The sequence below is a fragment of the Pseudomonas sp. genome (genome assembly GCF_030684895.1).
Lineage (GTDB): Bacteria > Pseudomonadota > Gammaproteobacteria > Pseudomonadales > Pseudomonadaceae > Aquipseudomonas.
This window is the reverse complement of the sequence record NZ_JAUXXP010000054.1, coordinates 147,050-157,041: the sequence shown is the minus strand read 5'-3', so window position 1 is coordinate 157,041 and position 9,992 is coordinate 147,050. Positions and strand designations below refer to the sequence as shown.

9 protein-coding genes are annotated in these 9,992 nt (G+C 61.7%); 7 read left to right on the top strand and 2 right to left on the bottom strand.

Going from position 1 to position 9,992, the window contains the following annotated elements; all coding sequences use genetic code 11:
• Positions 1–79 precede the first annotated feature (79 nt).
• On the bottom strand, positions 80–1,288 hold the full coding sequence (locus Q8M42_RS12600) for an ammonium transporter (RefSeq protein ID WP_304862835.1): 1,209 nt from the start codon (positions 1,286–1,288) through the stop codon (positions 80–82).
• A gap of 375 nt (positions 1,289–1,663) precedes the next feature.
• Between Q8M42_RS12600 and Q8M42_RS12595 the strand changes: the two genes are divergently transcribed.
• From Q8M42_RS12595 to Q8M42_RS12565, 7 genes are all read left to right on the top strand, one after another.
• Entirely contained in the window at positions 1,664–1,981 is a 318-nt protein-coding gene (locus Q8M42_RS12595; RefSeq protein ID WP_267808548.1) for a YqjD family protein, read from the top strand.
• Positions 1,982–1,993: 12 nt separating this feature from the next.
• Positions 1,994–2,377 (top strand): phage holin family protein, encoded by a 384-nt coding sequence (locus tag Q8M42_RS12590; RefSeq protein ID WP_304862829.1) that lies wholly within the window; start codon positions 1,994–1,996, stop codon positions 2,375–2,377.
• A complete protein-coding gene (locus tag Q8M42_RS12585; RefSeq protein ID WP_304862826.1) occupies positions 2,374–2,730 on the top strand; it encodes a hypothetical protein in 357 nt (118 codons plus the stop codon). Before Q8M42_RS12590 ends, Q8M42_RS12585 begins: the two co-directional genes overlap by 4 nt.
• A 74-nt stretch (positions 2,731–2,804) precedes the next feature.
• Positions 2,805–3,968, top strand: a complete 1,164-nt coding sequence (locus tag Q8M42_RS12580; protein ID WP_304862825.1) for an EAL domain-containing protein — start codon at positions 2,805–2,807, stop codon at positions 3,966–3,968.
• 82 nt (positions 3,969–4,050) lie between these two features.
• Positions 4,051–5,382, top strand: coding sequence for a deoxyguanosinetriphosphate triphosphohydrolase (locus Q8M42_RS12575; RefSeq protein ID WP_275961379.1), 1,332 nt, complete (start codon positions 4,051–4,053; stop codon positions 5,380–5,382).
• A gap of 3 nt (positions 5,383–5,385) precedes the next feature.
• Entirely contained in the window at positions 5,386–6,456 is a 1,071-nt protein-coding gene (locus Q8M42_RS12570; RefSeq protein ID WP_304862821.1) for an FUSC family protein, read from the top strand.
• A gap of 99 nt (positions 6,457–6,555) precedes the next feature.
• Complete coding sequence (locus tag Q8M42_RS12565) at positions 6,556–9,525, top strand: HD domain-containing phosphohydrolase (protein ID WP_304862818.1); 2,970 nt, start codon at positions 6,556–6,558, stop codon at positions 9,523–9,525.
• 61 nt (positions 9,526–9,586) lie between these two features.
• Here Q8M42_RS12565 and Q8M42_RS12560 read toward each other — a convergent pair whose 3' ends face one another.
• Positions 9,587–9,928 (bottom strand): YggL family protein, encoded by a 342-nt coding sequence (locus tag Q8M42_RS12560; RefSeq protein ID WP_275961376.1) that lies wholly within the window; start codon positions 9,926–9,928, stop codon positions 9,587–9,589.
• Between the last annotated feature and the right edge of the window lie 64 nt (positions 9,929–9,992).

Here is a 9,992-nt window from a genome sequence, read left to right as displayed (position 1 = left end):
AGCCTGCAACACAGTTTTGGTACAGAACCATAAAAAAGGCCCGGACACTGTCCGGGCCTTTTTTATGCAAACGCTGCAATTAGTCTTGGCTAACCGCGCCAATCTTATGCACCGAGAGGTCAGCGCCGTAGTACTCCTGCTCCTGGCTCAGGCGGATACCCACGGTAGCCTTCAGCACACCGTACACCAGCACGCCGCCAAGCAAGGCCACCACCACGCCCAGCGCGGTGCCGATAAACTGGCTGGCCAGGCTTACACCGCCCAGACCGCCCAGCGCCTCTTGGCCGAAAATGCCGCAAGCGATACCGCCCCACACGCCGCACAGACCGTGCAGCGGCCATACGCCGAGCACGTCGTCGATCTTCCACTTCACCTGGGTTGCAGTAAACGCCCAGACGAACAACGCACCGGCAATCGCGCCAGTCACCAGCGCCCCCACCGGATGCATCAGGTCAGAACCGGCGCACACCGCCACCAGGCCAGCGAGCGGGCCGTTGTGCAGGAAGCCTGGGTCATTGCGCCCAACAACCAGGGCCGCCACCGTACCGCCGACCATCGCCATCAGGGTGTTGACCGCCACCAAGCCGCTGACGCTGCCCAGGGTCTGCGCGCTCATCACGTTAAAGCCGAACCAGCCGATGATCAGAATCCACGAGCCCAGCGCCAGGAACGGAATATTCGACGGGGCAAAAGCCACCAGACGGCCATCGCGGTAGCGCCCATTGCGACGCCCCAGCAGAATCACCGCGCCAAAGGCCAGCCAGCCGCCCATCGCGTGCACCACCACCGAGCCGGCAAAGTCATGGAAGGCGGCACCAAACTGCGCCTCCAGCCAGGCCTGTACGCCGTAGTTGCCGTTCCAGATCATCCCCTCGAAGAAGGGGTAGATAAAGGCCACGATCAGCACCGTGGCACACAGCTGCGGGCCGAACTTGGCGCGCTCGGCGATGCCACCGGAAATGATCGCTGGGATGGCCGCGGCAAAGGTCAGCAGAAAGAAGAACTTCACCAGCTCATAGCCGTGGCCCTCCGTCAGCACGCTGGCTGGTTCAAGGAAGGTCACGCCATAAGCGATCCAGTAGCCAACAAAGAAATAGGCCAGGGCCGACACGGCAAAGTCGGAAATGATCTTCGACAAGGCGTTGACCTGGTTCTTCTGCCGCACCGTGCCCACTTCAAGAAAGGCAAAACCGGCGTGCATGGCCAGCACCATCACGGCGCCGAGCAGGATAAACAGGGTATTGGAGCCGTGAATCAGGGTTTCCACAGCACTGTTGATGTTTTCCATCTGCGAAGAAAACTCCGTCGCGGGGAAAAAGCACCAAAGCGGATCACGCAGCAATAAATGCGCACCATATAGCGGCATTTATCACGAGCCACCTTGCCGAAGCAGAGCCTGTACAGCACCAAGCCGGTGCTGACTAAACCTTGCATCGAAGTACTTATTCCATAGTTATTAATAAGTTATTGATGCACCACGGCGTCCTGGCCAGAACCCTTGCAGCCCCATAAAGGAGCGTATTGGCAAGAGCGCGCACCAGCGCAATGCAAGCGCTGTACCAGCCGATCAACCAGCCGCCCGCAGCACACCGAAGAAAAAAGGAACCACTGCCCCGCAGAGGACTCGAACCCCCTACACTGCCCCGTCAAAAGGAGAGACACCATGGCTCGTAAGACCCCCGTATCGTCCAGCTCGGATCAGTTACTCGACGAATTCCAAGCCCTGGTGCGCGACACCGAAAGCCTGCTGCAGCATTCCGCCAGCCTCGCAGGTGAGCAGGCCGAGGAGCTGCGCGAGCAGATCCGCAGCAGCCTGGGTCGCGCGCGCAGCACCCTGCACAACGCCGAAGACGCCCTGCATGCACGCGGCAAGGCTGCCCTTGAAGCCACCGAAGGCTATGTGCAGACTCACCCGTGGCAAACCCTCGGCATTGCCGCCGCCATTGGCTTGCTGCTAGGCATGCTGATTACCCGGCGCTAAAGAGAAACCTAAATGGATGCAACACCGCCCACCCCGCCAAGTCGCGGCAGTTCGCCGCGGCGATTTGCCAGCGCCTTGCTGGGGTTACTGCAGGGCCATATCGCGCTGTTTGGCGAAGAGCTCAAAGAACAGCAAAGCCATACCCTCAGCCTGCTGGTACTGACCAGCCTGAGCCTGCTGTTTGGCCTGCTGCTGATTATCGGCCTCTCGGCTGCGCTGCTGATTGCCTTCTGGGAGACGCATCGCTTGCTGGTTATCGGCGCCCTCTGCGCCTTCTATGCATTCGGCCTGCTGGGCGCCCTGATCACGCTGTTGCAGCGTGTACGCAATGCCCCTGCGCCTTTCAGCGCCAGCCTTGAAGAACTGGCCCGCGACCGTGAGCAACTGCTGCCATGACCATGCCCGAACTACCCGCCAAGGCCTCGCGCCGCGAGCTGCGCAAAACCCTACTGCGCATGCGCCTTGAAATGCACCGCCAGGAACTGCGCCACGAAACCCTGGTCATGCTGCAACCACTGCGACAGGCACAGTACTGGCGCAACCACTGGCGTGAAGAACTGGGCAACAGCAACGCACCACTTTGGGTCGCTGGCGGCGCACTGCTGTTGGCAACCATAGGCATCCGCCGTGGCCACTGGCGACGCTGGCTGCGCATTGCGCTGATCGCCTTCCCGCTGCTGCGGCGCAATCCGCCGCGACGCCCCGAGCCATCTGCCGACACAACTAAAGATACCCGCGCAGGGGATTAAGCTGGCCACGATCTTGCTTAGTCACCTGGCTACGCCGCCCACCGGGGCGTCTTGCCTGGCTAAGGAACTGCGCAGTGTTCAACGGTCAACCGCTTGCTGTTTTCCAACCTTTTATCGATACCGCCACCGGACGTATTGCCGGTGTCGAGGCATTAGCGCGCCTGCGCAGCGCCGATGGCCGCCTGCACTCGGCAGGCCCGCTGTTCAGTGACCCGAAAACCCCACCGACGGCCCTGCGCCGCCTCGACCGCGCAGTGCGCGAACAAGCCCTGACGCGCTTTCATGAAGCCCCGCAGGACTGGTTTCTTAGCCTGAATATCTCGCCACGCTGGATCAGCCGGCTGCGCCCCGAACAAGCCTTGCCCAGCCTCAAGCAGCTGCAACGCAGCGGCATTGATCCGGCACGTATCGTCTTTGAAATCACCGAACTGGGCGGCGCCAGCGCGCGTCTGCCTGGTGTGGTGGAACGCTATCGAGAGGCCGGCGCACGGATTGCCATCGACGACTTCGGCGCCGGCTACTCGCAGCTCGACCGTGTGCTGGCCCTGCAACCGGACATCCTCAAGCTCGACATGCGCCTGTTTCAGCAGGCCGCCCGTGGCGGGCCGAGCAGCGAAGTGGTCAAAGCCCTGGCGCAGATGGCGGAAAAGACCGGCTGCTGGATTATCGCCGAAGGTGTGGAAACCGAAGCCGAGCTGGATTTCGCCCTGGAGTGCGGGGCACGTTATGTACAGGGCTACCTGTTTGCCAAACCCGAAGAGGCCTTCTTCAGCAGCCACGCCTTCGTCAAACGCTTCGCCCAACTGCGCGATCACTACGTGCAGCAAAAACTCGCCGAGCGCGCGCGACTGATGACCCTGCGCCAGCAACTCGGCGAGCTGATGAACAGCTTCAAGGCCTGGAGCGAAGGCGGCGCACAAGCCGAGCAACTGCCGCAACCGCACGCCACCCCCTGGCTGCTGCGCATCTACCAATGCGACCGTCACGGCACCCAGCTGACCGCCAATCTGGAGTGGCGCGAGCACAGCTGGCACAGCGATGCGCGTTATGTGGGGCATAACTGGTCGTGGCGGCCGTACTTCTACCAACTGCTGGCCGAAGGCTGGGAAGAACGCCGACTGATTCTCTCCAGCACCTACCGTGACGCCACCACCAATCAGTACTGCCTGACCGCCGGACAATTTATCGACAACGGCAAACGCCTGCTGCTGATCGATATAGACGCTGCTGGGTTTTGACTGCATAGGGCCGCACGCCTTGCATCAGCGGCATAGAACCCCGAAGCTAGCCGCCACTGCCAGGTAACGGCGAGGATCTATCTTGGATTGGCAAACCCTGCTCAACCGTGAGCGACTCGGCAAGCCGACGCACAGCGTCGCCGAACTGGGCCGCACCCCGTTTCATAAAGACCATGACCGCATCATCTTCTCCGGCGCCTTTCGCCGCCTGGGCCGCAAGACCCAGGTGCACCCGGTGTCGAGCAACGACCATATCCACACCCGCCTGACCCACTCGCTGGAAGTCAGCTGCGTGGGCCGCTCCCTGGGTATGCGCGTCGGCGAGATGATTCGCGATGCCCTGCCGGCCTGGTGCGAGCCAAGCGACCTGGGCATGGTCGTGCAGTCCGCCTGCCTGGCCCACGACATCGGCAATCCACCCTTTGGTCACTCCGGTGAAGACGCCATTCGCCACTGGTTTCAGCAGGCCGCCGGGCGCGGCTGGCTGGATTCGATGAGCGCGGCCGAGCGCGGCGACTTTCTCAGTTTCGAGGGCAATGCCCAGGGCTTTCGCGTGCTCACCCAGCTGGAATACCACCAGTTTGATGGCGGCACCCGGCTGACTTACGCGACCCTCGGCACCTACCTCAAGTACCCCTGGACCGCGCGCCACGCCGAGGCCCTGGGCTACAAGAAGCACAAGTTCGGTTGCTACCAGAGCGAATTGCCGCTGCTTGAGCAGATCGCCAGCAAACTCGGCCTGCCGCAACTGGAAGAACAACGCTGGGCGCGTCATCCGCTGGTCTACCTGATGGAGGCGGCAGACGACATCTGCTACGGCCTGATCGACCTGGAAGACGGCCTGGAAATGGAGCTGCTCGATTACAGCGAGGTTGAAGCACTGCTGCTTGATCTGGTCGGCGATGACCTGCCGGAAACCTACCGCCAGCTCGGCCCAGACGACTCCCGGCGGCGCAAGCTGGCGATCCTGCGCGGTAAAGCCATCGAACACCTGACCAATGCCGCCGCCGAGGCCTTTGTCGAGCAGCAGGATGCCTTGCTTGCCGGCACCTTGCAGGGCGATCTGGTCGAGCATATGCACGGCACCGCCAAGCGTTGTGTGCAGAGCGCCAAGGACATGGCCCGGCAGAAGATCTTCCAGGACAAGCGCAAGACGCTGCATGAGATCGGCGCCTACACCACCCTGGAAATTCTGCTGAATGCCTTTTGCGGCGCAGCGCTGGAGCAGCATGGCGGGCGCACGCCGTCCTTCAAGAACCGGCGCATCCTCGACCTGCTCGGCAATAACGCACCCGACCCCAACTGGCCGCTGTACCGCTCATTCCTGCGCATGATCGATTTTATCGCCGGCATGACTGACAGCTACGCTACTGAAATGGCCCGCGAGATGACGGGCCGTTCAAGCCCGGTATAAGCCATGAATAGCCTACTGCGACAAACCTTCAGCTGGCATGCCGGCCCGCCCGCCTGGGGCCCGGCGATGGTTGCCGGCTTCGGCTGCGCGCTGCCGCTGCTGCTCGGGCTGTTCAGCGCTCACCCGGGCTTTCTCTGGGCCTCGGCCGGTGCCTTCCAGGCCGCCCAGGCCAACCCGCTGCACCGCCTGGGCATGCTGCGTATGCTGATGCTCTGCGGTCTGGGTGCCTGCAGCGCAGGATTGGGTTTCTGGTCAGCCAGCCATCCCTATGCCAGCTTGCTGGTCTTCGCATTGTTCGGTTTCCTGCTCGCCTGGTTGCAGCGCTTTGGCAGTGAAGCGGGCAAGCTGGGCATCGGCCTGGCCATCTGCCTGTGCCTGGGCCAAGGCCAGCAGGGCCTGGGCTCGCTGAACAATCCCTATGCCATCGCCATGCTGTTTATCCTCGGTGGGCTCTGGGTGATGCTGCTGGCCTTCGGCCTGCGCGGCATGCATGGCCTGCGCATGTGGCCGTACATGCCGCGCTTTATCAGCATCTTCAAGGTGCTGAAACGTCACGCCAAACGCCTGCCACAACAGAAATGGCGCTTGCATGCGCTGGGCTGCACCCTGGCGTTCGCCCTCTCCGGACTTATCGTCAACCTGGCCGAGTTACACCGCGGCTACTGGCTGACGCTGACCGTGGTCACCACCTTGCAGCTGGATTTCCAGGGCAGCCTGGTACGCGCCGTACAATCGATCCTCGCCAGCCTGGGTGCGGCCGGATTGCTGATTTTGCTCGGTCATAGCCTGCAGAATCCGGCGCTGATGGTCGCCACATTGCTACCGCTGATCGCCCTTAGCCGTGCCCTGCAGGCCAACCATTACGGCCTGTTTGTGCTGCAGACCACGGTGTGTTTCGTATTGCTGGCCGAAAGCCTGGCGCATGACTGGCAACTGCCGCAGGTGCGCCTGTTCAACAGCCTACTTGGCGTCGCCCTGGCCTTGCTGGTGGCGCTGCTGGTGTATGGCCTGGAGCGCTGGCTGAAACATCGCCACAATCTGCAACAAGCCAAGCACAGCGCAGGCCCAATATAGAGCAGCTGAGACGCAAAAACCTGCATCCGCACCACGCGCAAAACGCGCAACGCTCCACTATGCTTGGCGCTTAGCCAAGGCATACAAGGGCATGCGCGGATGCAGCAGACAGTAAAGTCCCAAGCAAGGTCTAAGGAACGCCGTTTTCCGCTCCATATCCATATCAGCGTGCTGTTCACCCTGCTGCTGCTGGGTTCAGGGGTGGTGCTGGGGTATTTCAACTACCAGCAGACCAGCAACATCATCCTTAGCAGCAGCGATCAGTTGTTCAGCCAGATGCGCAAGGAAGTCCAGGCGGATCTGCGCAATACCTACCAACCGATTCGCAACATGGTCAATCTGCTGGCGCGCAACGAGCAGATCAACGGCCGTGACCGCCATGAACGCATGATCATGCTGCCGATTTTCAGCCAGGCGTTACGTGACAACCCCAAGCTGGCGTCGATCTATGTCGGCTATGGCGATGGCAGTTTCTTTATGGTGCGACCGCTGCGCAGCGAGAAACTGCGGCAGATTTTCTTTGCCCCCGCAGGTGCGGCGTATCAGGTATGGAGCATCGACCGCATCAGCGAACAACGCCTGGATTCCGAATACCTGTTCTTCGACGCGCAGCTACAACCGATCAGCCGCCGGCAGAACCTCAAGGAAACCTACGATCCGCGTAACCGCCCCTGGTACAACAGCGCATTGCAGAGCGAGAAGCACTTCACCACCGCGCCCTACGCCTTCTTCTCCACCCAGGAAATCGGCACCACCATTGCCCGCAAGAGCAGCGAAACCACGGTGGTGGGCGCCGACCTGACCCTCGACGACCTGTCCGCCACCCTGGCTGAACACCGCCTAACGCCCTCCACCGAAGTAGTGCTGTACAGCCCCGATGGCAGCGCAGTGGCCTACCCGGACAGCTCGCGCCTGGTTATCCCCGGGGAAAAGCTGCAACTGGCGCAGGTCAAGGATCTCAGCCCGGTGCTCGCCGACTTCCTCAGCCTTGGTCTCGATGAGGATCGTCAGGGCGCCGTGCGCCTGAACAAGCAGCGCTGGCAAATCGCTTACAGCCAATTCAGTGAGGGCGGTCCGCAAGGGCTGCGCCTGGCCCTGCTGGCGCCGGAAAGCGAGCTGCTCGCCGATGCCTACCGTATCCGTTGGCAGGGGGCGATATTAACCCTGGGCATCCTGCTGCTGTGCATCCCGCTGGGTTGGCTGCTCTCCAATATCCTGGTCAAACCGCTGCGCCTACTGGTGGGTGAAGCCGAAGCCATCCGCAGCTTCAATTTCGACTACCCGGCCAGCGGTCGCTCCTTCGTCAAGGAGGTCGATCAGCTCGCGGTTTCGATGGCCCGGATGAAGGAGACCATCTCCAGCTTCCTCGACATTGCCGCCACGCTCTCGGCCGAAACCCGCTTCGATGCCCTACTGCGCCGGGTACTGCGCGAAACCGTCGACCTCAGCGAAGCCAGCGGCGGTTTGCTCTATCTGCGCGACAGCAGCAGCGGCCGCCTCGAACCGCACGGGCTGTTTATCAACGAGCTGCAACACAACCTGGAAGAACATCGCATCCCCAGCTTCGACGCAAATGATCCGGCACTGCCCAGCTGGCTCGCGCAAACGGCAACCGGCGGCCCCAGTGTCACCGTGGCGCTCGGTTTCGAGCATGCGCAGGGTTTCCAGAGCTTGCTGCACACCCTCGACAGCCCACGCGCGCACCTGGTCTGCACCGGCCTGCATAACCGCCAGGGCCAGACGTTGGGCGTGCTGGTGCTGCTGCACCGCGACACCGGTGATGAAGCCGACCTGGCCATGCTGCGTCCTGAACGCATTGCCTATGTCGAGGCGGTATCCGGCGTGGCGGCGCTGTGCATCGAAAGCCAGCGTTTGCTCGATCAGCAGAAAAAACTGCTGGATGCCTTTATCCAGCTGATTGCCGGCGCCATCGATGCCAAGAGCCCCTATACCGGCGGCCACTGCCAGCGCGTGCCGGAAGTCACCCTGATGCTCGCCCGCGCCGCTGCCGCCAGCGACGAAGCGCCGTTCCGTGATTACCAGCCAACTGACGAGGAGTGGGAAGCCCTGCATATCGCCGCCTGGTTGCATGACTGCGGCAAGGTCACGGTGCCCGAGTACGTGGTGGACAAGGCCACCAAACTGGAAACCATCTGCGACCGCATCCATGAAGTGCGCATGCGCTTTGAGGTGCTCAAGCGCGATGCCTGGATCAGTTACTGGGAAAACCTCAGCCAGGGTGGTGAAGCGTCCAGCCTGGCTCAGGTGCGCGATGCAATGCTCGCCACCCTGGATGATGAGTTCGCCTTTATCGCCCGCTGCAACCTGGGTGGCGAAGCGATGGCTGAGGCTGACCTCGACCGTCTGCGCAGCATCGCCGCGCGCACCTGGACGCGGACCCTGGATGATCGCATAGGGGTTTCCTGGGAAGAGAACCTGCGCCAGTCGCGCACCCCGGCGCAGCCGTTGCCGGTGCAGGAAACGCTTCTCAGCGACAAAGCCGAGCACCTGATTGAGCGCCCCGAAAGCGAGCTGATCGCCGAGGACAACCCCTGGGGCTTCAAGCTGGAAGTGCCGCACTACAAACACAATCGCGGCGAGCTCTATAACCTCGGCATCGGTCGCGGCACCCTGACCAACGAAGAGCGCTTTATCATCAATGGCCATATGGTGCAGACCATCCGCATGCTCAGCCACCTGCCCTTCCCGCCACACTTGGCCAACGTCGCCGAGATCGCCGGCGGCCACCATGAAAAAATGGACGGCACCGGCTACCCGAAACGCCTGAAGCGCGAGGACATGAGCCTGCCGGCCAGAATGATGGCGATTGCCGATATTTTCGAGGCACTAACTGCCGTGGACCGCCCCTACAAGAAAGGCAAGCTGTTGTCCGAATCACTCAACATCATGGCGGGCATGTGCAAAGGCGCGCACATCGACCCCGGGTTGTTTGGGCTGTTTGTGCGGGAAAAGATCTACCTCAGCTACGCCGAACGCTTTTTACGCCGCGAGCAGATTGATCAGGTCGATAACGCTGCGCTGCTGGCCAAGGCTGGCCTGAGCGACTAACGAAGACGTACAGAAGGGAAAAGCAACAGGGCATGCGCGATGCATGCCCTGTTTACAGGTCTCAGGCCTGATTGATCGCGTTGTCTGGGTACCAGACGTCGATCAGCGGGCTGGCGGTGAAATCCACCAGCTCGTCACGGCCTTTCAGCCAGGCTTCAACCGCAGCGCGCTGCTCTTCGTTGACCGAGCCACGCTTGGACAGACATACCAGACCGAAGTCATCGCCGCCGACATAGCCCAGGCCGTTAACGGTCATGGCGTCACGCAGGAACTGCTCAAGAAAGCTGTCGATGGCCTCATCAGCCAGGTCTTGCTTGAAGTTCAGGTTCAGCTCAAAACCCAGCTCCTGGAATTCATCCACGCAGAGTTTTTTGCGCAGACGGCGGGAACGGTTAGTAGCCATGGAACAATCCTCAAAAGTGATAACGCGCGGCACTCTAGCAGTTTCGCGGCCTGCGCGCCCGCCT

Excerpts from the sequence above, each read along its gene's own strand:
- Q8M42_RS12560 (WP_275961376.1), bottom strand. The coding sequence starts at position 9,928 with ATGGCTACTAACCGTTCCCGCCGTCTGCGCAAAAAACTCTGCGTGGAT.
- Q8M42_RS12570 (WP_304862821.1), top strand. The coding sequence starts at position 5,386 with ATGAATAGCCTACTGCGACAAACCTTCAGCTGGCATGCCGGCCCGCCC.
- Q8M42_RS12590 (WP_304862829.1), top strand. The coding sequence starts at position 1,994 with ATGGATGCAACACCGCCCACCCCGCCAAGTCGCGGCAGTTCGCCGCGG.
- Q8M42_RS12565 (WP_304862818.1), top strand. The coding sequence starts at position 6,556 with ATGCAGCAGACAGTAAAGTCCCAAGCAAGGTCTAAGGAACGCCGTTTT.
- Q8M42_RS12595 (WP_267808548.1), top strand. The coding sequence starts at position 1,664 with ATGGCTCGTAAGACCCCCGTATCGTCCAGCTCGGATCAGTTACTCGAC.
- Q8M42_RS12585 (WP_304862826.1), top strand. The coding sequence starts at position 2,374 with ATGACCATGCCCGAACTACCCGCCAAGGCCTCGCGCCGCGAGCTGCGC.
- Q8M42_RS12600 (WP_304862835.1), bottom strand. The coding sequence starts at position 1,288 with ATGGAAAACATCAACAGTGCTGTGGAAACCCTGATTCACGGCTCCAAT.